We start from the raw sequence: 22,573 nt of genomic DNA, 5'->3' as shown, positions 1-22,573 counted from the left end.
TTAATAAAAATTAAATTAACCCACACTTTGATTAAGACAGGTCCCAATCTCATTCCATTAAAAATTTAATGAGTTAATCAGTTATTCAAAGTTTAAAAAGATTTGTAGAGGGATTTAACACCGGCATGATTCATATTCATCGATATCAGCAGGTAATTCTGTTGGGTACTCTCTGGTGAGACATCCCAGACATAATTCCTCCCTTTTAATGCCGATACACTCCACCAGGGAGTCTATGCTGAGGTATCCCAAAGAGTCAACACCAAGGGTTTGCCTTATTTCCTCCACAGTTTTATCGGAGGCTATGAGTTCCTTACGTGTAGCCATGGCAATACCATAATAACATGGGGAGATAATGGGTGGTGATCCAATTCGCAGGTGGATCTCTTTTACTCCTGCATCTCGAAGCACATTTACCAGTGCTTTGGATGTTGTGCCTCTAACTATGCTGTCATCCACCAGTACGATGCGTTTGCCTTCAAGTTCCGACCGGATGGGATTCATCTTGAGCTTTACAGATGTTTCACGTTCTTCCTGGGTGGGCATGATAAAGGTTCGGCCTATGTAACGGTTTTTGATTAACCCTTCCCCGTAGGGAATTCCTGAAGCACGGGAATAACCAATAGCTGCGGTAATGGCAGAGTCAGGCACAGGCATGACCACATCTGCATCCACAGGATGTTCTTTACACAGGGCTTTTCCAATGTTTTTCCTCACCTTGTAGACGATCTTTCCATCCAAAATACTGTCTGGACGGGCAAAATAAACGTATTCGAACATGCAATGGGCGCGGGGTGTTCCAGGTTTTTTGGGTATTTTAAAACTTTTCACTTCATCGTTGATAAGCATTATTTCCCCGGGTTCCACGTCACGAACGTATTCTGCCCCTACCACATCAAAGGCAACAGTTTCTGATGCTACAAGGATGGTTCCTTTTCCTTTTCCAATGGCGAGGGGTTTTATTCCCACAGGATCCCTGACCACCATCAGATCATCATTTACCAGCAAGACCAGTGAATATGAACCAATAAGTTTCTTGGAAACCCGTTTAATGGACTCCACCATATCATGGGTTTTGGAGTAGTCCTTGGTTAGAAGGTGACAGATAACCTCAGAATCAGTTGATGACTGGAATTCTCTTCCTTCTTCCTCCAACTCCTTGCGCAGTTCCATGGAGTTTATAATATCTCCATTATGAGCTATGGCAATAGTTCCCATGTCAAATTTACTAATGAATGGTTGTGAATTTTGAATATGGGATTCACCGGTTGTAGAGTAACGAACATGACCTATGCCCACATTTCCGTTCAATCCCTGGATGTTCCCATTATTGAAAACATCACAAACCAGCCCCATACCGCGATAGGTACGCATTTCCTCGCTGTTATGGGCAGAAATACCTGCGGACTCCTGTCCACGATGTTGTAAAGCATATAATCCGTAATATATTTCTCTTGATACATTGTGTGACTTATTAGTAGAATAAGCACCTACGATACCACATTTATCCTGCACTTGGAATTCTCCCTGAATATTATCATTATGGGGTAATCCTCTAAAAAGAGGTGGAAAAAATTCATAACATTACCCTTTAAGTAAATTGGGGATGAATTTCTCATCACCTATTTCTTCTTTAAGATCTTCAATTTTGGAATCGTAAAAAATGAGTACCGTGCGAATAACTTTCAACCAATCCACTGCTTCCTTCTTTGATGGGGCAGCAATGAAACCCTGCCCTAAGACAATGTTATCTGGTTTAAATTCGCTGGTGATAAAATTAACAAGTTCTTCTTCTTCTAAGGTTTCATTAAAACTTTCCTTCCACAGTTCTCCAAGAGAGAATGTTTCGTGCAGACTTTTATTCAAAATAATTCCGTATTGATTTTTAACATCTGCATAACGTTGTTTGGTAACTTTAAGCTCTTCCTGGAGAGATTTTTGTTTCAACTGTATTCGTTCATTGGAAGAAGTCAATTCCTGAGCTTCACTGGCTAATTTCTCCTTATCAGAAGATAAATCATCAATTTCCTTATTCAATTCCTTAATTTTATTTTGAGATTCTTTAAGTTGGTTTTTAAGTTCCTGGAAGCGTCCTAAATTTGCTATGGATGTCAACCCAGAACGGATAATTGCATTTTTAATTTCCTTCCGAATAAGTGCAGGGTCAATGTACTCCACATCATGGCCGAAGGGAAGTTTCATCCGTTCTATGTGCCCTACTTCTTTTTTAAGGACTTTCTGGAATTTATCAGCAAGTTCTCTTCCAGGAGCATCCACATCGGTTGCGATTAAAACAATATCTGCCCCACTCACAGCTTTTTGAGCGATTTCAGTGTTGGTGGTGGGTATGATGGAGGAGATGGTTATATGGTACTCCGCTCCTAGGGCAATGTTCTGCAGAGCCCGGGAGACGTTTTCCACGTCGGATGCCCCTTCCACAATGATACGCACATCGATGGGATTTCTCGTTTCCATTTACTTCAACCTGTAGCCGTTAAGCTTCTTGTTTTGCCAGTTGTAAGTTCTGACCCGCTTGGATCTTCCGAATCCACAGGCAGAGCAGTAGCGCTTCCTGGCATTGTATGAGTTTTTCCCACATCTTCTACAGCGTATGTGGGTTTTTTTGTTACGTTTACCAAATGATGGTGTACCTTTCAATTTATTATCCTCCTAAAATAATCTCCCGGCCTATGTGCCGGTGTTTTCGTTTATCCTGGTGATATGTATACTATGTTGTCCCCACGTATGAGGACCACACCTAACCTTCTTGATGATTCGCCGCTTTCTAATTCTTCGGCATCGTTTAAAACTAAATTCATATGCATGTCAAAGCTTTCAAGAACTCCACGGAATTCTCTGCCGCCTTTAAGTTTGATTAACACTTGAGAGTTAAGAGCTCTACCTAATACATCTAATGGTCGTGATGTATTTACATTCTTCTGTACACTCACTATTATCACCTTTCCTATACCATCAATGTAGTTAAGATTTATATTTAAATGTACCGCCATCAAAAATATACAATTGAGAATGGAAACTTAGAATTAGGTGAGTTATAATTGAAAATAAAAAAGAGATACTATCTCAAGAAAAAGAAATTGAAAGAGATAAAAACTAAATTGGGGCCGTACAGTTCCTTAATACCTTCCAAGGCCAAGGTTGAAATTCTGGAAACAGAACTCCCTGATCTGATCCTGATTGATGGTGAACCGATTTTAATGATTCTAGATGGAGATCCGTTTCCTACACTTAAAGGTGTGCTCAAAAAACCTGTTGACAGTCATGTCGTGGTTGTTGATATGGGTGCAGTGAAATTTATGGCCAGCGGTGCAGATGTGATGTCTCCAGGGATTGTTGAAGCAGACCCTCAAATCAAAGAAGGAGATACAGTTATAATAGTGGATGAAAAACATCATAAACCTTTAGCCATGGGAAAAGCCATTATATCTGGAGAAGAAATGGTTAAAACTGACAAAGGCAAGGCAGTGAATACATTACATTACATCGGAGATAAAATTTGGAATTTCAATCTTTAATTTCAACTAAAAGCAGATATCCTCCTGTGGGAGAGATTAGATTCATTATTTGAAATTTGAATTCATTAATGAAAATAAGGCCAATGATGGTATTAAGTTTAGGGGCTGAAGGTGTTTATAATGGAAATGTGGTATATATTTGTAGCAATTCCTATAATCGGGGCTTTACTGCATTTTTTTGTAAGTAAAAAGGCACACACGAAAAATAGATTCATAGAATTATTGTTGTTGTGGTTTCTAGGTTTCGGAGTTGGAGTTGGATCCATATTCAGTGGCTTGGCCCAGGTTTTCTCCCCAGAAATGATTGCCCAATCAGTAGGATGGCCTAACACCCCATTTTTACGGGAAGTGGGATTTGCCAACATATCTTATGGTATTTTAGGCCTCATATCAATTAAATATCGTAGTTTCTGGGCACCTACAATCATTGCTAATGCAGTGTTCATGTGGGGAGCTGCCATTGGCCACATATACAACATACAGCAAACCGGTAACTTGGCGGCAGGAAACGCCGGAACAGTTCTTTATTTAGATATATTAATGCCAATAGTCTTCATAATGCTTTTGATAGCATATCACAAGACTCTGAATGTGGCAGAAACTTAAAACAACTAAAGTCAACTTTAATGATTGAGATGATAAAACTTCGCTATTCTTCTGGTAACGTACTTTCACCAGATGTACACAAAATTGGAATCCTGGCAATTGGCTCCCATTTGGAGAATCATGGTGCAGCACTCCCTATTGACACTGATTCAAAGATAGCATCATATCTGGCTTTGGAAACTTCATTCCAGACTGGGGCTAAGTATATTGGTATATTATATGCTGCAACAGAGTATGATTACGTTAAACATGGAATTCATCTTTCTCCTGATGTTTTAGTTGAAAAAGAACTTATTCCAACTTTGAAAAAGGCTAAAAACAATCTAAATCTGGAAGCCGTGGTTTTGGTAAATGGTCATGGTGGAAATGTGCCCATTAAAGATTATATCAGGGATATAGAAAAAAAAGTGGGGTTAAAGGTTGTTTTTAACAATAAAATTGTGGAAATTGAAGGTCCCCATGCAGGTACAGGAGAACTTTCAATGGGGGCAGTTATGGGAATCGTTGATGAATCACGTCTTGATGAACACTGTGAATTTGATAATTACCCTGAAGTGGGAATGGTTGGTCTTCAGGAAGCACGAAAGGCCAATAAAGGTATAAATACAGGGGCCTGTAAGGTCAAAGAAGAAGGAATCTGTGTTGACATCAAATTGGGAAGGGTGTTGCTTGAAACTGCATTGGAAGATATCCTTAACAATGTTAAATCGCTGTTAAACAAGGAATAAACAAGAAATAGGCAGATTTTTTTTCTTTGGGGTAATCTGGTATGTGGTGATGAGTATAATTAAGGTGTATACTTTATTCTATAATTTTGTAAAATCAATAACTTACCTTAACCCTTATAAATATTAAGCATTAAAAAAATAATTTTATTATAGACTAAATTACATCTTGAGGTGTTGTTTAATATGTTTTGTCCGAGCTGCGGAACCGAAGTTGAAAGTGGAAAATTTTGCCCAAATTGCGGTGCGACCATAGAAAGTGTTGAAAAAAAGCCTGAAATTACTCAAACCCCTGAAACCCAGCCTTCAGTCACTCCTGCTGGGGGAGCTACCAAAAAATACAGTATTGAAGAGTTTGTCACCAAAACCCAGGAGAAAACTGGTACTGGGGAAATGTTTGAACTTGAAAATGATTACTTATTAAATATCAATGTAAATGGCAGAGTTTGGTCAAAAAAAGGAGCAATGGTTGCTTATAGTGGTGATTTAAAATTCAAAAAAGAGGGAACCTTCGAACACGGCTTGGATAAATTTGTTAAAAAAGCAGTAACCGGAGAATCATCCACTCTCATGAAAATGGAAGGTAACGGGAAAGTTTACCTGGCAGATTACGGTAAAAAAGTGGTGATCTTGAACCTTCAAAATGAAAGAATATATGTGAAGGGAAATGATTTACTGGCCTTTGAAGATCAGATTGACTGGGACATAACCATGATGAGTACCGGTGTGGGACTTTCCAGTGGAGCGGGACTATTCAATGTAAAATTAGAAGGAACCGGGATGGTGGCCATAACCACTTATTTCACACCAATAACCTTGGTGGTGACTCCAGATGAACCAGTATTCACCGATCCTCAGGCAACCGTAGCCTGGTCCGGTGGTTTAAACCCATCTGTTAAGACGGATATTGGATTTAAAACTTTATTAGGAAAAACTAGTGGTGAAGAATTCCAATTACAGTTCCAGGGCAATGGATTTGTAATTGTTCAGCCGTACGAAGAGGGTATGCAATACTAACCTTTCTTCATTTTTTAGGTAACACGTTTATTTTTCATTTAATTTATTTAATAAAGTAAGTATCAATACAATATTTTTTCCAAAGTTTCTGTAACACAACACCTCCAAATCACTAAAAAATTGTTCAAAACCGTTGATTAACAGTTTTAGAATAACCTTTGGAAATAAATAAATTAAAAACAAGATTTTTATGGGGTGATTATCATGACGAATGTTGTAAAAAAGAAAGGTAAAATAGAGCCTTTTAATTCTAATAAAATTAAAGGTGCCCTACAGAAGGCAACCATTGATGCAGGATACACTGTTGAAGAAAAAAAAGACATCATCAACCAAGTGTTATTCAACATCAATAAAAAGTTAGATGAAGAAAAAGAAATTAAAAGTGAAACCATCAAAATGTGCCTTTTAACAGAATTGGACAAATGTGAACCGTATATCGCTAAATCATGGAGAAGATTCGACACTAAATATAAATCCAGATAATTTTTCAACATTTTTTTTTAAAGGGGAAAAAATATGAAAGATGCTGATTTTTACCCAATTATATTCAGGCGAAAATCCATTAGAACGTACGATCCAACTCCCCTTGATGAAGATATATTAGGGAATATTAAAGACCAAATCACTTCTTTGAAACCATTGTACAATGATATTGAAGTAGATTTCAAAATTATATCGCAAAGTGATGTTAATTCCCGCATGATGAAGAAAGCCCCTCATTACATAGCAGCTTTTTCAGAGGCCAAAGAAAAACATACTGAAGAAGGATATAAAACTAACATTGGTTTTATTCTACAGCAGATGGACCTTTTCTTTTCAGCTAATGGTTTAGGTAGCTGTTGGCAGGGAATACCAAAACCACGTAAAAAAGTCTTGGAAAGTTCAGATCTTGAATTTATAATTTTAATGGCCTTTGGAAATCCTAAAGAAACCTTACACCGTAACAATATTCTGGAATTCAAGCGAAAACCTCTCCAAAAGATTTGTAAAATTAGTGACAGTGGCGTTGATGAAATTCTGGAAGCAGCCCGTCTGGCACCCTCTGCAATCAACAGCCAACCCTGGTTTTTTACTAGAAATAATCATGTGATCAATGTTCATTCTTTTAAGCCCAACATCATAAGAGCGATAATAATGAAAAAATACATTCCCATTGATATGGGCATCGCACTTTACCATTTAAAAGTAGGGGCAGAACATTTTGGTAAGACTGTAGAAATTGTTTTTGACGAAAATGCAAAGAATAACACTCCAAATGGATACAATTATGTGATTAGTTTGAAAATGGATTAAATCATCATTGATCTAAGGCTTTGATTTCAAGATTTCACAGTTGTTGATTCAAATAGACTTATGTGAATTATTTTCATTTTTTGATATTAATTCTGTGAAATTTGGTGATAATTCCGTGAACATATCAATAGAATATGTTCCAATTTGTGTTCGGTGAATAGTAACTTTTTAATATCTTATACAGTATAATATAACATTTGATATATGGAAATTTTTGATAATATTGAGTATGTTGTAGGTTTCAAATTATATTGTTAATGAAAATATGTACTGGTGAGATTTTGGGTAAACTGACCATAACTGTCTTGATCATTTGGGTTGGAATCGGGGTGAGCTTGGCTGCTTTGTATCCGCTTAGTGAGAATATTCAAGACCAACAAACCGGTTTCGGTCCTGGGAATTTGCAACTAAACCCTGATTTGAATGAACCTCAAGAAAATAACGATTCTAGGAGTTCACAGTCCAATTCTGGTTCTGAAAACCTAATAATGGGTTATGGTTCTGGGATTTCCCAGTCAAGTTCTGATAAATCACAAAACAATAATAATACTGGAAATTCTAAGCCAGACAATAGTTCACAGAACAAATATTTGGTAGATCACTTTATTTTGAATATTATTGGCTTAAATTTCACGGCAGAAATTACTAACCCAAAAAACCGTGTCATAGGTGATGGTTATTTTGAGATTAAAACTAGACCTTCAGCAAATCATGGTGCGGTGTTACAATTCGGAACATTCCCCCATTCCAATGGTACATTTACTATAGGTGATTCACTAACCTTCACTCCAACTGAAGATAAATATTACATCCTGGTGTATACGAACTACCCCGATAACAACCGGGTAGATAAAACTCAAAACGAATCGGGAACAGACTAACCAATCAAACACCTGTTTTTAGGAATTCTCACGTTCTGGAATATGGTATTGCCATCAGGAATCTCCTTCAAATTATTCTGGAAAAGAATGTGTTTTTTTACTGGCATTGCCTACGCTGCTGATTCATCAATAATCTCAGTGTAGATTAAACTACCTCCACATGAGCATTGTGCAAAATCATTCAGAGATTCCCCCTCATGGAGTTTGTAGTACCTTTCCCACATTTTTGACATCTTAGGTATCCCATCGGATCCAACTACCTTATTTTGTACTAGATCAATTTTGGTTAATCAGCCATTTTCCTGAAGTTAGAAGCAATTTCAGCAAAGGAATGTGCAATATAATGTACCTGCTCCTGGCTAAACCCATAAACACTGCATTTAAACCACTGGGTTTGCCCTCGCTTAATACCAACAATTTTCTTCTTTTTAAGCTCTTCATAAAGATAAAAACCCTTTCGAGGATGTTTATCAGCTATACTGTGGAAAAATGGGGTTTCAAATCGTACTAGATCATGTTGTGTGGGTCGCACACCAATCTGTTTCACCCCTCCTATTTTTTCCATTTCCGAGACAAAATAGAGTGTTTTTTGTAATTCAACATCCCATTTACTCACTCTGTCTATAATATATGGTAAAGATGCCATTAACGTTGCAATGGGCGCTCCCCTACTGGTGCATCCCATCATCTCCAGTTCCTTCACCTGATGTCTACCTGATCTTTTAAATATCAGATCTGCCCACTCTTCCTTAACTCCCAGAATACCTATAGGTCCTGATGCTGCCATGCTTTTATGTCCACTTCCCACTATGAAGTCTGTATTCAAGTTTTTGGCATCAATGGGCATCCTTCCCATGGAATATGCACAATTCAGGAGGAAAGGAATTCCTGCATCATGTGCAATTTTCCCAATAGCCCGGGCATCAGTTAGGTTACCATAGTCACCATCCACATGAGTTAAAAGCACCAGACTCACATCTTCACCCTGATCATCGAGGTTGTCAAGGACTTCCTGATAAGCCACTGGATCTATTCGGTATTCTGGTTCTCCAGTACTGGGAACTTCCACAATGTTAAGGTTGTTACGCTCAGCTGCCAGGTGACTGGTGTAATGGGCGTTACCATCCATTACCACAGTATCTCCAGGCTGGCAAAGGGCATGCATCACTGCAAATTTACCCTCCCTTGCCCCGTGAACAGTTCTAACCTGATCTACATTAATAAAACGGGCCATATCCTCTAAAAAACTGTCTATGGATGGTTTGGGTATTTCGTCCAGGCGACCTGAGCAGTAGTCACAGACACTGTACCCGTCTGAAAATTCGTATAGCGCTTCACGTGATTCAGGAGGAAGCACCCCACCACGCTGGAGGGGATTAAGATTAAGGTTATTCCTTTCTGTCTGCCGATTTAGGGAGTAATCCTGACATTTCATATAAATTCACCAACAAGGCCCTAGTTGATAGTAGTAGTTAATAGTTTAATTGATGTCTTGAATTGCCATCAAGTTAACATAGGTTTTTTAAATTAATTTTCTTTTCGTTCTATATTATTTTACTATTCTATGGTTAATGATAATTTTGAATTATTATGGAAAAAGTTATAATAATTTACTCATCTAATTTTGAATGGTCTTCAGAGAAATCTCGCCAAGTTTTTAGCATTTTTGTCATTATCAAGTTGGTTAGGGATGATTTTTTTCCGAAAAAATCCAAGTTACCCTTTAAAATTGATTTTCTAACACTGCCTTCTCCAATTATAATCCCTGCATTTCCAACTTCTCTGGCAAAATGAGCGTCACTTCCAGCAACATACATCAAATCATTATTTTTGGCAAATTTCCATGCATCATCATTGTATTTTTGGCGCAAACAACGTGAATTGTAGATTTCTATGCAATCAACTAATTTAACTTCTTTTTTCGAGAGGTTGACTCCGTTTTTTCTTATATTATCAAAAGGATGTGGGAGAACTACAATTCCATCCTGTTCTTTGATCTGGTCAACTACCTCTAAAAATGTGTGAGATTTAATTTCATCGGATAAAAACAGGCCGATAACTTCTCCTCTTTCTGTGCTTATTTCAGACCCGCATATGACCTGAAATTCATCAGTTTCATACTTTTTAACTTTCCCTGATCCTTTAATCGTGTCATGGTCTGTTATTGCAATTCCAGAAAGACCTCTTCTCATGGCGGTTTTGACGATTTTTTTGGGTTCTATGAACCCATCTGGAGAGTATTTTGTATGGGTGTGGAGGTCGTATTTCATTCATCTACCTATTGGTGATTATAACAATTTTTTTAGTGATTTTCTATTTTTTTTACTTTATATGTTGGTGGATATGTCTGGAAAATCTGTTAAGAACTAAATGTTAAGAATGAAAAATAATTGAGGTTTCAGAGGTTGTATTAAAAAAATAGGAAAAGAATATAGAAATAATTATTCAATTAATTCCCATATTTTTATTGGTTTTTTCGATGGATTTGGCAGGGTCCTCTTCCATTTCAAGCATAGCCCTTATACAGTCCACGTTTTCTGGAACCACATCTGATTCCTGGTGTATGGCTTGCATGTAGAAGAGTTCTCCATCTTTGATATTCAAAGATTCCTTCCAAACGGCTATTTCATTTAAATCGCTTCTGGGCCTACCTAAATCTCGGGCATACTCCATTATTTCAGCGGTGGAACCTAAACCTTTATCTGCTTCCACTAATAAAACTCGTGGGGTGGTTTCAAGTGTGTCAATCACATCATCAAGTGCAGGTGGGTTTTCCAGTTCCACCATGAGGTTGTGCTGGTGCATGAGGGTGGTGGGTACCAGCAGTGCAATGGTGGTAATGTCCAGGTCGTACATAACCGTCTGGACATCTGGACCATGGTGAGAAGGCACGGTGGGGGGGTTGGGGACTATGGCATTGATGGGGCCTGATTTGATCTGTCCAGGATCTGCTCCCCTACGCACCATAACTGCCCGGACTTTTTTTATCCCACAAAGATCATCTATGGGTTTTAAAGTCCGGCATAGTCCAGTGGTGTTACAGCTCACAACTCTCACGAAATCTGCACCCAAATTATCTTGGTAGTTGGAAAATGAGTTAAATGATTTTCCTATTTGTTCATGTTTTTCTCCGCCCTGGAATATGCCTTTAACGCCTACATCATCATATGTTTCTTTATTTTTAGCACCTATTCCTCCGGGGGTGCAGTCTACCATTACATCAATTTTGCTGTAGAGATCATCAATGGTACCAGTCACTTTTATTCCGGCTTCTTCAAAAAGCCCTTCCCTTTCAGGTGCACTGATGTATAATGGGAATCCCTTTTCCACTGCCAGACGGGCTTCAAAATCAGGAGTTCGTTTAGTTACTCCAACGATCTGCATGTCATCCTGGCAGGAGACTGCGTCTGCCACTCTTTTTCCAATAGTACCGTATCCGTTTATCCCTACATTTTTCATAGTAAAATCCCCGTTATAGTATTGAATTAATAATTAGTTATCTTGTTTAGAATATTATAAATTTTATGATTTAATTTTGAAGAGAAACAGGAATCATAGAAGTTTTTTTATCAATTAAATGTAAAATAGTCCAATTATCAAGGTTAGATGTTATATAAATCGACTTAAAAACTTAAAAAAAATATTTTGGTAAAAGGAAAAAAAATTCAACATCAGCCTTTTTAATTAAAGGCTGGTTGTTTTGTAGTTATTCCAGTGCTTCGAGTTTTTCAGGCAAGTATGTTTCAACAACGTACTCCAATCCATACTTAGAGAAGGACTGCTGTTCTGCTTTTTTCCCGATCTTGAGCATCTTTTTTATTTCCACTTGCCAGGCTTCATCCTTGTATCGAGGGTCCTTGGAAAGTTCTTTAAGCCTTAAAACATCAATGTCTTTAAGTGGGTCAGTGGGGAGATCGTAGTTTATGATGTCAGATGCAGTAACACCCAGGAATTTGGCATCTGGAGTGGCCAGTTGATGGTTAACATGGGCCAATTTGGCACTTCCACTGATGATAACCATGGCAATATGGAATCCCCATGGGTCTCCGTCGTTACAGACATAAACAGGAAGTTTAAGTTCCTCGTTCACACGTTTAAGGAAACGTCGTGTGGCACGGGCAGCTTGGCCCTTTAGTCCAACAATCAGACAGTCGAATTTTTTGTATGCACTTTCCTGAACCATCCTGTGGAACATACCCATTGTTTCCACGGCAATAACCCTTTTAACATCGTGATCCACAAAGTCCACTTCATCAATGGTGGGTGAAATGGTGTAACCTGATTTACCTGCCTTGAGGGCATTTATTTCAACGTCATCATCCTGAAGGGTGATGTTTCCATAGACTGAAGCACCGTCTTCTTCAGGCATCAGACCCAGATCTTCACGGGTCGTTCCCAGGGTCACTTCCAAGTCTTCGCCCACGATGTTGGATTCCTGCTGGTCTCCGAAATCCACATCCCATCCTTCAGAAACGTAGTACATCTCCCTCAGAGTGGCGGTTTTCCCTCTACGGACCAGATCCTTACAGAAATTGGCTACATAAACCATTTGGGCCATTTTACTTATCTGTTTAACGTTACCCAGGGATCTTTTCCCGTAACGGTCTCCCAGGACGTAGTAACGTTTTTCATCATCATAGACTATGTTAGATGTTCCTCGGGATGGAACTTTAATTGCAGGAACGTTGTTTTTTTCAACGTCCTCTAATATTATATCGCCCAAACTTTTGAGCTTGTTAACCGTAATATCTTTCTTATTCATCTTCAACCACGCCTTCGTATTTTGCTCGGTGTGTAACTTTTGCTAGCACGGCATCGTATTCTGGAACATCTTTTTCTGCTAGAACAGCTGCTTCACGGATTATAACTGGAACCAGGTTTTCAAATACCTTGGCCCTCATTGCTTCTTCTTTAGCGGCCTTTTTGGCACGTATATACTTCTGCATGCTCCTGGCTATTTTCATGGTGGCCTGACGGACCTCATGCAGGATTTCAGGCTCAGGAGCCACACTTTGCTTACCTGTAGAAAGGTAGGGTACGTTGGTGGAAATAATGTTAACAAAGATGGTTATGGGGGCGTTATCCATATCTCTTATGCCGTAACGTTTCCAATCCACACTTTTAAGAGCTTCAGTGATGGCACAACTGCCCTGGTCAAAGGCTAGGGGGACTCGATTAGCAAAACGCATGATTTCTGCTTTACGCTGTTCACCAACCATTCTTCCCGAGTCTCCACCATAGGAGATACCTGCTTCTATAATAAAGGAAACACCTCCACGGAATGTTTTGGGGTTTCGGGTGGTGGTAGCCACGAATTCAGGGTTTAAAATCTCCCTTATTCCTTTTTCTATCTGTTCCTTACCTATGGGTATGAGGCCAGAAGTGGGTGGGGCCATGAAATCCATTTTGGCAAAAGTTTCCACGATCTGTTCTGCTTCCTCCCATTTCATGTCCTTGGGACGTTTATTAAGATCAATTCCAGTGATTGCTTCGATCTCATTCACCCTTTTGGTGGACATTCTGGAAAGATTACTGGTTAATAAACTGCGGAAGCGGCGTTTATCAGTGTGTTTTGCCATGAATATCAGGTCATCAGCAGTAACACCTTTAGGATGTGGAAGAACTTCCTTAGGTAGTATTGGAATGATATTTGCGGCTCTTTTAAAGATATATTTATGGCCGGTTGGGTCCCGGAAGGTGATCTTGGCATGTGGGTTGCCGATCATGGTTCTTCGAATGTATTCAAAGGCTCCCTGTTCTGAGAGTGAATAAGAAACGTCTTTGAAGTGTAGTTCTATGGATACTCCTGTTGATTGCACTTCAACATCCTTTCGCTCCAGTACCAATCCTTTATTCTTCTTCACATCCATCTTAAAGGTCATTTCAACGCCTTTAAGAGTATCTCCGTCTTTGTAACCGGAGATAACTTTGGCAGGTTTTCCTGTGGTCATTTGGGATAGTAAAACACATCCACTGCACCCTAATCCCTGTTGCCCACGGGATTGTATGTTCCTGAACTTGGAACCAGCAAACATGGTACTGTATACTTTGGTAATAAAATCTTCAGGGATTCCAGGGCCATTATCGGTGTGTTTAAGTATGTAATGATCTTTATCTAAACGTTTGAGGTCTATTTTTATTTCAGGAAGTATTCCTGCTTCTTCTGCAGCATCTAAACTGTTAGTAATCAGTTCGTGAAATACCATGGTCAAAGACCGTATTTTTCCTGAAAAACCCAGCATCTGTTTATTTCTACGGAAAAATTCAGATGCGGTAAGTTCTTTAAATTCCTCAAATAGTTCAGCTGCTTCTCGCTCCAAACTATGCCTCCTTTAAAATGATTTAATTAATTTAAATTTAATTTATTTGAGTAATATGAATTCAGATCTATTCGTTCATTTAATTTGTTTATTGATCATAGGGGAGGGCCCATTTTAATTTCTCTTAACTTCATTTCCTGTTTTTTATGTTCCAGAAATGCATAAACAGTTTTGTGCCGGGCTCCATTCAGGATCATTTCCACGGCTTCTTTAGCAATTTGTAAGTGTTCCATGTCCCCAATGAGTGAAACAGTTTTCCCATAAACTGAAACATAGGTTCCTGTCATCTCTGTGATTATATCTCGAGTTTTACCATCTTTGCCAATAATACGCCCTTTTTGTCGTAAAATGGCCTTTTTTGACTTACCAACATAATCAGGTAGATTGATAATCTCTAACATTACCTCATCGTCAATTAGTTTAAGTGCTATCTCTGGGTTGAAACCCCTACCTATGGCTTTAACCATGTAGCGTGCTTTCCAAACAGATAAAGGATCCTCAGCATCCTCATGGGGTGATATGGATACACTTCCTGCTTCGCTGTCAACTTCAATGGTGGTTTGGGTGGTGTTTTCAAGGGTTTGTTTGGTTTTTCCGTGTGGTCCAATAAGTACTCCCACTCTTTCTCTGGGGATCTTTAGATACTCAGTTGTAGGCAAAATTTCACCTCTACTCCTAGAAAGATATTACATTATCCTTTAAGATATACTTTTCTATCCTCATAAATCCATAATCTTTCTTTTAATCTCGTCTTTGGATATTTCAATACCCATTTTTTTAAAATCTTTAATTAAGTTGTCAATATCCCTGTTTAAAAGCTCCCGTGCCAGGGGATGATCAACCACCAATCCCTGGGATAAATCGATTATAACCGGTTCATCATCTTCCATAAGGATATTAAATCCAGATAAATCCCCGTGAACTATTTTTGCATCATTATAAAGTTTTTTAACATAATCTAATATTTTATTGGCAACACATTCGGGATTGGAAATTTCAGTCTGCCTCATGAGACGTGCAGGGATTCCGTCTTCATCTCCAATAAATTCCATGACCAGTATATTGTTTTTGGCAATTATGGGTTTGGGTACTTTTACCCCAGCATCATATGCTCTGTTAAGGTTTTTGAATTCCTTTAAAACCCAATTATTGATTAACTGGCGTTTACTGTTACTGCGAACATTAAAACGGGGATCTCCCTGGATGTAATACTGCATTTTCTTAAAGTCAGAGGTGGTCACCCGGTATATCTTGACTGCAACCAAGTTACCCTCATCATCAGCACCTTTAAAGACATTAGCTTCTTTACCAGTACTTATAGCTCCGTTTAAAAGGTGAATATATCCCTGATTAGCCAGTTTATACAAAGTTTGAAGAGTGATTCTATCAAAAACCTCACTACCCACTCTTTTATCTTCCACACTTTTCAAACGTTTTATTTCCCGCATTTTCTGCAGGTTAACATCTGATTTGGTTACAGGTGATTCCATGTTAGGCACATCAACAAAATTTCCCTTAAAAAAAGGTTTTTCGCAGTTTTATTTATGTTTATAATGATAAATTAGGTTCAAGATGTATATAAATCTATTTCCTAAGAATCAAAAGAAGGAAAATGAGAACATTTAAATTAAATGCCCTTTTAAAGCCTTAAATTTCTTATTCGCTGACAATGTGTCATTAATTAACTCTTAAGCTCATGATTTAATAGATTAAAAACACCGTTAACCCTAATGTTTTTGTAGAAAAATTAGATAAGTTCATTGCATGAACAGTATTTAAAGCTTGAGGAATCCACGACGTTCCAAATAATTTGATTCAGTACGGGTGTATCTCCAGATAACATCTGCTTTTTCATCACTCTGGAAGTCCCATGGTTTGATTAAAACAACGTCACCTTCTCGAATCCAAATCCTTTTCTTCATTTTTCCAGGAATACGGCAAAGCCTTATTTTACCATCGGCGCATCGAACTTTAAGTTTTCCATGTCCCATAATTTGCTCTACTACTCCAGGTATTTCTCCTTTTCGAGGGGATCTCACCCTTCGTACTTCTTGTGGTTGTTGATTACGACCGTGTCCTCTGCTCAAATACTCTCCTCCTCAATTAAAATAATAAAAGATCAACGGAATAAAAGATCATATTTTAAGTAAGAATAGAATTGTGATAGTTTCATCTATCTTCACAAACTCACTTAAGTGGGATTTGATTGAATCAATTAAGTAATGATCATTTAATCTGAACTATTGATCATTTAATCTTTCTTTTTATATTGTGTTTTAAGGTATATATAAAATCGCATTTTCCTATTAGCTTGATGAAAAACTTAGTACCATCCTATTTTTTTGCTGATTTAGTGAAAATATATTTTCCAAATAAAATCTTTTTCTAAATAAAATCTAATTTTAACTATCATCATTGAAAATCATTAATTTTTTTTATGAGAAAATTTGAAAGACAATGGGCAATGTATATAAAGTTATATTAAAAATATATCCAAGAATGGAATATGGTGATGGTGTCTTGGTAAGATATTTAAGCACCATTTTGAAACCCTGAATTTAAAAAATCTCCAATGCAAATCTAATATTTTAGAATAAAAAAGGAGTTTTGAGAAGTTTAACAGGAATTAGTTTCACATAATGTTAAAATCCATTAAAGTAGTAAATAGATTAAGAATCCATTAAAGTAGAAATAGATTAAGAGTTGAATAATATGGCAAAAGTTAAAGGAACAAAAAAAAGAACTAGAGCGAAACATAAAAAACCCGGAAGTAAAAGAGGAAGAGGAGTTAAACATTAACTGATTAAATAGGACTTTTGAGTGGATTAACTATATTGGTGCATGGTTTGAATCCACTTGTAAGATTTATTAACTTTTTATTTAAATAAAATAATCGTCTTTTCCTGCTTTATTTCATTATTGATTTAAATTTTCACAGTCAATGGAATTGCAGTAATAAGGTGCAGGTTTGAATTTTAGAGGTTGAAAGGAGTTAACCATGGGAACAGTATTTTTGAATGTGATGGATCCAGATGAAGTGAAAGAAATCATCGAATCTCTCCAGATCCAGAGAAAAATTGAAACCATTCATTTATCTAATGTGTATCAACGTGTTCTGGCTGAAGATATATATGCCAGCATTGATCTTCCTCCTTTTGATCGTTCAGCCATGGATGGCTATGCAGTACGTGCTCAGGATACTTTTGGGGCTTCAGAGGATAATCCGATAACTTTAGATTTAATTGAGAAGGTCGGTGCTGGAGATGTGCCCCGGGAAAAAGTTGGGGAAGGTAAGTGTACTGAGATAGGCACCGGTGCCCCAATGCCTGAAGGGGCTGATGCTGTAGTTATGGTGGAATTCACAGACATTCAGGATGACAGGATTTTAGTATCCGAAGCAGTGGCTCCTGGAGCAAATATGGCTGCATGTGGTTCTGACCTGAAAAAAGGAGAACTACTCCTTTCAAAGGGCACCCTACTCACACCAGAGAAAATTGGGGTTTTAAGTGCTATTGGCCTTTCAAAAGCTCCTGTTTTTGCTAAACCAACAGTAGCAGTTATTTCCACGGGTAATGAATTAATAAAACCAGACCAGGAACTTCAACATGGGAAGCTTTATGATATTAACTCTGAAACCATTTCAAATGCGGTGAAATCCTGTGGGTGTATTCCATTATATTCTGAAATAGTTAAAGATGATTATAGTTCTATAAAATCAAAAATAAATGAATTTAAACATGCTGATGTTATAATAACATCTGGGGGAACTTCGGCTGGTGCGGGAGATGTGCTGCGTCGAGTTGCAGATGATATGGGTCGTGTTTTGGTCCATGGAATTTCAGTTAAACCAGGCAAACCAACATTAATAGGCACATTGCCTGATGAAGATGTTGATATTATCCTTTTTGGACTTCCAGGATATCCGATATCTGCTTTAATGATTTTCGAATCATTTGTAGCTCCCTTTTTAAGGGAAATGGCAGGGATTTCTGACTATGCTGATAAAAAAGAGTCATTTACAGTTAAATTGGCGCAAAGATATCATTCTGCCCGGGGAAGAAGCCATTTAGTTCTGGTAAAAATTGAAGGGGATATTGCTAGTCCTATTTTGAAAGATTCGGGTGCAATAACCGCTTTCGCTGAGGCTGATGGTTATTTTGAAGTTCCAAAGAATGTGGAAATCATTGAAAAACATGAAAAAATTGAAGTAATGCCCTTGTCTGGCTTATTTTAATTTTTATTTTATTACCTGACCTCAAATTTATTTTATTATCAAAATTGGTTATGGTTCAATTTTCATATGAATTAGAAAAATTAAAATTTAATAAACATCGAAAATATCACCCAAAACCACTTTTTTATCAGTTTCAACAAGTTTGGGTATTTTACCGATGGTTCCTGCTGCTTCTCCCACCACTACCATAACACCTCTGAAATATTCACGCAATTCTTCGGCTTTAGCAAGACAATTTTCAACTATTTCACCATCTTCGTTACCAGTGGCATGGTTGGCAATTGATGTTGCCAGTGCATCGGCAGTGCTTGATTTGGATGAAAAAACAGTTACTGAATCTGCCTTTCCAAAACTAATGGAGTGCCCTACAGTTCCAGAAGATGTGCAGATTCCCATAGGTGTCTTTTGGTATTTAATTTTAAAACCAATTTTCCCAGAAAGTGATGATTCACCAGCGTATAATCCCATAATAACATCTTTATTAGTTTTAAGAGCTATATCTCCACCATTATCAACTATGACATATTTAGCACCATGATTTAACAAAAAATTTAGGGAAAGTTGGGATATAGTTCCAGCCACTGCAGCCATAGGACCAACACCTGCTTTATCTGCAGCTTTTTCCATTATTTCCACAATAACGGGTGCTTTATCTATTTTCAATGGTTCTAAACTCATTTGAAAGTCATTGTGCATCCGGATATAACGTTTTAGTTCTTCTCGTTGCTTTAAAATAAAGTCGAAAAGATGGTGAGGTTCAACATCTGACTGGAGTGTTATATCAGTTTCATCCATCAGGATCCTTCTTTTTATCATCATTAAAAAATAGGTTAATAAAGCAGATAAACTATTTAGATTGTGAAGGTTATACTAAAAAATAGTTAATAACACTAATAAAATACATATAAAAAGATTAAGAGTACCTATAAAAAAGTTAAGAGTTTTTCATAAGGAATGGTGGTACAATAAAATGTTTAATAGAGATAATCATTCAAATCCAGGGGAAAGGGTAGTATTTGAGACCCGGCCCAGATTTCTGGCCAACCTGAAATCAACCATTCTCAAATTCATAATCCTACTTGTGATATTTTACTATTTCAGGACAATAATAGCAGCAGCAATAACTCTGCAGGAATATGCAGTGCAGATGGCCCAAATACCATTTATTCAAGCCACATTTTATTTACTACTGTTGATTATCATTTTGTTGATCCTGTCCATACTTTTTGATATAGTTTCTTGGAAACAGAAGAAGTACCAACTTACTAATCAGAGGGTAATTATTCAAAAAGGAATCATTAGAAGGAAGAGATCTTACATACATCACACTAAAATACAGGACATTGACATTTATCAAGGTATTATTGATCGTATTTTTTCTGCAGGGGATGTAGAGATTTATGGGGGTCATGATAGCACTAACATTATATTGGAGGATATCCCTAATCCCCGAGAAGTGGAGGATATGATTGACCGGGTTATGATGGGGGAAGAAGCAGGTTTCAAACCTCAGCGTAACAAATCAGCCCAGAGATCCATAATCGAAGAATATGACCAAAAATTTAAAAGATAGTTTAGTGAACATATGAATTGTAAACGTCTATCAAGATATTTTAGAATGCTCAATTATTAATTTTATGATGTTAATTGGTGCATAATAAAACTATGATATAAAGATAAATATGAATCAATATGATATAGCGGTAGTTGGTGCTGGGCCAGTAGGCTCAACCTTTGCCCGATACATGGCAGAAAAAGGCTTTAAAGTGGCTATACTGGAAAAAAAGAAAGAAGTTGGTGTTCCACTTCAGTGTGCCGGGCTTTTGGGTAAAAAAATCAAGAAAGTGAATAATTTACCTGATGAATTTATTATAAACTCTGTTCATGGGGCTTTCCTTCATTCGCCAGCAGATACTGTACTTTCTGTTAATAAAAAAAGGCCAGAAGCATATGTTCTGGACAGGGTAGAATACGATAAGTTTTTAGCTGAATTAGCAGTAAATTCTGGTGCAGATATATTCTTAAACCATGGTGTGGAAAAAGTGGATTCTTCCAATGGTGATATACATTTTAAGAAGAGTCAAAACACCAAAATGTCCGCCGATGTGATAGTGGGAGCTGATGGCCATTCTTCTGTCATCTCACGTTCATTTAACCCTCCAGTGAAATCTTTCCAGGCAGCCCAGTATCTTGTTGATGTGGGAGAAAGAAGATTTAAAGAGGATTTCGTACATCTTTATGCGGATTCAAAGGTCTCTCCAGGATTTCTTTGGACTATCCCTTTATCTGAGAACACAGCCAGGGTAGGACTTTTTGCGGATGCAAATTACCCGCAATTAACACAGTTTTTAGATGAATTAATCAAAAAAAGACCTGAATTAGCTGGGACAACTATATTAAAGAAATTTTATGGGGTTATACCTAAACATGACCCACAAAAGAAGTTAGTAAACGATAGAGTTATTCTACTGGGGGATGCCGCATCCCAAATAAAACCTACCACTGGGGGTGGGCTCATAATGGGATTTGTTTGTGCAAGAATGGCTTCCAGGATAGTATCACAGGCACTGGATGCTGAAGACATAAACCTGCTCCAGAACTATCCTAAGACCTATGATGATAAGTTCAAAAATGAGTTAAAGGTACAACTGATGGTTCATAAGGTTTTTAAATCACTCAATGATTCTGATCTGGAATATATGTTCAGGAAACTTAAGGAAGAAGGAGCAGAAGATATTATTTCCCAGTACGGAGACATGGACAACCAATCTCCCCTGGTTAAGGAAATGTTTAAAAGAGGAATTCTTTTTTCAATTCTTCCAAAGATGTTATCCCGGGGGATATCCAGCCTATGGAAGTAGCCCTGGTGTTATCCCTAGAACATCACACTCTTCCCCTAGCAGAAGTGGAAGCAGTATTTGATGCGGAAGGAATGAATTACCTGGTTAAAAAAGATAAAGAGGGCTTATTAATTTTAGATTTACCTGATGTCCCCTCCGAAAATCTGATAAAAATTACCAAAAGGCTTTCTTTCACTCATGAACTATTTAAGATTCTCATAAGGGCTGATGAAGACAGAATAATTGATGAAGCTAAAAAATACCCCTGGAATGAGCATATCAAGTCAGATTTTGCGGTACGAGTTAAGAAGATGGACAAAAAATCCTCATTTGACAGTTCAAATTTAGAATGGGAAATGGGGAGAATAATAAAAACCAACCTTGACAAAAAAGCCCAAGTTAATCTGGAAAATCCTTCATTTCTAATCAGGATCGTTCTTCAAGATGGAAAGGCGCTGATTGGGTATCGAATCGGAAAAATATCGAAAAAACATTTTTTCAACCTTAAACCTCATAAAAGACCCTTTTTTTATCCTGGATCAATGAGTCCTAAGCTTGCAAGGTGTATGGTTAATTTGACCCGCATTCACGGTGGAGAAACCTTGCTGGACCCATTCTGTGGAACAGGAGGAATACTCATTGAAGCGGGAATAATCGGAACAAGAGTCATAGGGGCGGATATCGACTATAAAATGGTTAAAGGCACCAAGAAAAACCTTCAGCACTGTGGTATACACGATTTCCATGTTTTCCAGGAGGATGCCAGAAAATTAGAACTATCAAATAAAGTAGATGCTATTGTAACTGATCCTCCTTATGGTATCTCCGCATCCACGGGTGGGGAAAAAAGTGAAAGCCTATACCAGCAATCAATGATATCATTAGAGGGATTGTTAAAAGATGATGGTCTTATGTGTTTGGCAACTCCCCATTACCTTGATTTAGATGAGGTCTTGATGGGTACAAAATTTAAAATAATAGAACAGCACCACATAAGAATGCATAAAAGTTTAACCAGGGTCATATCAGTCCTTGGAAAAGTCTAAAAGAACAATCATCATCCTCTTAAAAAGTCTCTTTATTTGCTAGCAGTGATTTCACTTAATATTCACTTAACTTTT

At 37.6% G+C, this 22,573-nt stretch carries 25 protein-coding genes; 11 read left to right on the top strand and 14 right to left on the bottom strand.

The window, feature by feature from the left end; all coding sequences use genetic code 11:
• Positions 1 to 114 precede the first annotated feature (114 nt).
• From purF to J2743_RS08740, 4 genes are all read right to left on the bottom strand, one after another.
• Entirely contained in the window at positions 115 to 1,515 is a 1,401-nt protein-coding gene (gene purF / locus J2743_RS08755; protein ID WP_209626298.1) for an amidophosphoribosyltransferase, read from the bottom strand.
• A 69-nt stretch (positions 1,516 to 1,584) separates the two neighbouring features.
• Positions 1,585 to 2,475: a toprim domain-containing protein gene (locus J2743_RS08750; protein ID WP_209626296.1), complete on the bottom strand. Its 891-nt coding sequence runs from the start codon at positions 2,473 to 2,475 to the stop codon at positions 1,585 to 1,587.
• On the bottom strand, positions 2,476 to 2,658 hold the full coding sequence (locus J2743_RS08745) for a 50S ribosomal protein L37e (RefSeq protein WP_209626294.1): 183 nt from the start codon (positions 2,656 to 2,658) through the stop codon (positions 2,476 to 2,478).
• 50 nt (positions 2,659 to 2,708) lie between these two features.
• The gene (locus J2743_RS08740; protein WP_004030252.1) at positions 2,709 to 2,951 is read right to left on the bottom strand and encodes an LSm family protein; all 243 of its coding nucleotides are present in this window, start codon (positions 2,949 to 2,951) and stop codon (positions 2,709 to 2,711) included.
• 108 nt (positions 2,952 to 3,059) lie between these two features.
• Between J2743_RS08740 and J2743_RS08735 the strand changes: the two genes are divergently transcribed.
• The 7 genes from J2743_RS08735 to J2743_RS08705 all read left to right on the top strand — a co-directional run bounded on the left by J2743_RS08735 (position 3,060) and on the right by J2743_RS08705 (position 8,058).
• Entirely contained in the window at positions 3,060 to 3,536 is a 477-nt protein-coding gene (locus tag J2743_RS08735) for a DUF1947 domain-containing protein (RefSeq protein ID WP_209626292.1), read from the top strand.
• A 120-nt stretch (positions 3,537 to 3,656) separates the two neighbouring features.
• Positions 3,657 to 4,142 (top strand): DUF6790 family protein, encoded by a 486-nt coding sequence (locus J2743_RS08730; RefSeq protein ID WP_209626290.1) that lies wholly within the window; start codon positions 3,657 to 3,659, stop codon positions 4,140 to 4,142.
• Positions 4,143 to 4,171: 29 nt separating this feature from the next.
• Positions 4,172 to 4,870 carry a 2-amino-5-formylamino-6-ribosylaminopyrimidin-4(3H)-one 5'-monophosphate deformylase gene (arfB, locus tag J2743_RS08725; protein WP_209626288.1) on the top strand — a complete coding sequence of 233 codons (699 nt, stop codon included), beginning with the start codon at positions 4,172 to 4,174 and terminating at the stop codon, positions 4,868 to 4,870.
• Between the two features lie 183 nt (positions 4,871 to 5,053).
• A complete protein-coding gene (locus J2743_RS08720) occupies positions 5,054 to 5,884 on the top strand; it encodes an AIM24 family protein (protein ID WP_209626268.1) in 831 nt (276 codons plus the stop codon).
• Between the two features lie 204 nt (positions 5,885 to 6,088).
• Positions 6,089 to 6,367: an ATP cone domain-containing protein gene (locus J2743_RS08715; RefSeq protein WP_209626266.1), complete on the top strand. Its 279-nt coding sequence runs from the start codon at positions 6,089 to 6,091 to the stop codon at positions 6,365 to 6,367.
• 33 nt (positions 6,368 to 6,400) lie between these two features.
• Positions 6,401 to 7,177 (top strand): nitroreductase family protein, encoded by a 777-nt coding sequence (locus tag J2743_RS08710; protein ID WP_209626264.1) that lies wholly within the window; start codon positions 6,401 to 6,403, stop codon positions 7,175 to 7,177.
• A gap of 281 nt (positions 7,178 to 7,458) precedes the next feature.
• Positions 7,459 to 8,058 (top strand): hypothetical protein, encoded by a 600-nt coding sequence (locus J2743_RS08705; RefSeq protein WP_209626262.1) that lies wholly within the window; start codon positions 7,459 to 7,461, stop codon positions 8,056 to 8,058.
• Positions 8,059 to 8,168: 110 nt separating this feature from the next.
• Here the strand turns inward: J2743_RS08705 and J2743_RS12160 are convergent, their stop codons facing one another.
• The 9 genes from J2743_RS12160 to eif1A form a co-directional block, all read right to left on the bottom strand.
• Entirely contained in the window at positions 8,169 to 8,291 is a 123-nt protein-coding gene (locus J2743_RS12160) for a hypothetical protein (protein WP_280904631.1), read from the bottom strand.
• Positions 8,292 to 8,344: 53 nt separating this feature from the next.
• A complete protein-coding gene (gene pscS, locus J2743_RS08700) occupies positions 8,345 to 9,493 on the bottom strand; it encodes an O-phospho-L-seryl-tRNA:Cys-tRNA synthase (protein WP_209626260.1) in 1,149 nt (382 codons plus the stop codon).
• A gap of 175 nt (positions 9,494 to 9,668) precedes the next feature.
• Positions 9,669 to 10,328: a PHP domain-containing protein gene (locus tag J2743_RS08695; protein ID WP_209626258.1), complete on the bottom strand. Its 660-nt coding sequence runs from the start codon at positions 10,326 to 10,328 to the stop codon at positions 9,669 to 9,671.
• A gap of 175 nt (positions 10,329 to 10,503) precedes the next feature.
• Positions 10,504 to 11,517, bottom strand: a complete 1,014-nt coding sequence (locus tag J2743_RS08690; RefSeq protein WP_209626255.1) for a phosphorylating glyceraldehyde-3-phosphate dehydrogenase — start codon at positions 11,515 to 11,517, stop codon at positions 10,504 to 10,506.
• A gap of 247 nt (positions 11,518 to 11,764) precedes the next feature.
• On the bottom strand, positions 11,765 to 12,820 hold the full coding sequence (locus tag J2743_RS08685; RefSeq protein WP_209626253.1) for a DNA topoisomerase IV subunit A: 1,056 nt from the start codon (positions 12,818 to 12,820) through the stop codon (positions 11,765 to 11,767).
• Entirely contained in the window at positions 12,813 to 14,378 is a 1,566-nt protein-coding gene (gene top6B, locus J2743_RS08680; RefSeq protein ID WP_209626251.1) for a DNA topoisomerase VI subunit B, read from the bottom strand. The genes J2743_RS08685 and top6B overlap by 8 nt, the downstream gene beginning before the upstream one ends.
• A gap of 95 nt (positions 14,379 to 14,473) precedes the next feature.
• A complete protein-coding gene (locus J2743_RS08675; protein WP_209626249.1) occupies positions 14,474 to 15,037 on the bottom strand; it encodes a KH domain-containing protein in 564 nt (187 codons plus the stop codon).
• Between the two features lie 60 nt (positions 15,038 to 15,097).
• Positions 15,098 to 15,868, bottom strand: a complete 771-nt coding sequence (locus J2743_RS08670; protein ID WP_209626247.1) for a serine protein kinase RIO — start codon at positions 15,866 to 15,868, stop codon at positions 15,098 to 15,100.
• A gap of 285 nt (positions 15,869 to 16,153) precedes the next feature.
• Positions 16,154 to 16,465: a translation initiation factor eIF-1A gene (gene eif1A, locus J2743_RS08665; RefSeq protein WP_209626245.1), complete on the bottom strand. Its 312-nt coding sequence runs from the start codon at positions 16,463 to 16,465 to the stop codon at positions 16,154 to 16,156.
• 911 nt (positions 16,466 to 17,376) lie between these two features.
• Between eif1A and J2743_RS08660 the strand changes: the two genes are divergently transcribed.
• Positions 17,377 to 18,612, top strand: coding sequence for a molybdopterin-binding protein (locus tag J2743_RS08660; protein WP_209626243.1), 1,236 nt, complete (start codon positions 17,377 to 17,379; stop codon positions 18,610 to 18,612).
• Positions 18,613 to 18,699: 87 nt separating this feature from the next.
• Here the strand turns inward: J2743_RS08660 and J2743_RS08655 are convergent, their stop codons facing one another.
• Positions 18,700 to 19,428 carry a UPF0280 family protein gene (locus J2743_RS08655; protein ID WP_209626360.1) on the bottom strand — a complete coding sequence of 243 codons (729 nt, stop codon included), beginning with the start codon at positions 19,426 to 19,428 and terminating at the stop codon, positions 18,700 to 18,702.
• 154 nt (positions 19,429 to 19,582) lie between these two features.
• Here J2743_RS08655 and J2743_RS08650 point away from each other — a divergent pair, with 154 nt between their 5' ends.
• The 3 genes from J2743_RS08650 to J2743_RS08640 all read left to right on the top strand — a co-directional run bounded on the left by J2743_RS08650 (position 19,583) and on the right by J2743_RS08640 (position 22,498).
• Complete coding sequence (locus J2743_RS08650) at positions 19,583 to 20,185, top strand: PH domain-containing protein (protein ID WP_209626241.1); 603 nt, start codon at positions 19,583 to 19,585, stop codon at positions 20,183 to 20,185.
• Positions 20,186 to 20,294: 109 nt separating this feature from the next.
• Positions 20,295 to 21,473, top strand: coding sequence for a geranylgeranyl reductase family protein (locus J2743_RS08645; protein WP_209626239.1), 1,179 nt, complete (start codon positions 20,295 to 20,297; stop codon positions 21,471 to 21,473).
• Positions 21,464 to 22,498 (top strand): TIGR01177 family methyltransferase, encoded by a 1,035-nt coding sequence (locus tag J2743_RS08640; protein WP_209626237.1) that lies wholly within the window; start codon positions 21,464 to 21,466, stop codon positions 22,496 to 22,498. Before J2743_RS08645 ends, J2743_RS08640 begins: the two co-directional genes overlap by 10 nt.
• Positions 22,499 to 22,573 lie beyond the last annotated feature (75 nt).

This window comes from Methanobacterium petrolearium (assembly GCF_017873625.1).
Taxonomy (GTDB): Archaea; Methanobacteriota; Methanobacteria; order Methanobacteriales; family Methanobacteriaceae; genus Methanobacterium; species Methanobacterium petrolearium.
This window is presented reverse-complemented; position numbering and strand designations above follow the sequence as displayed.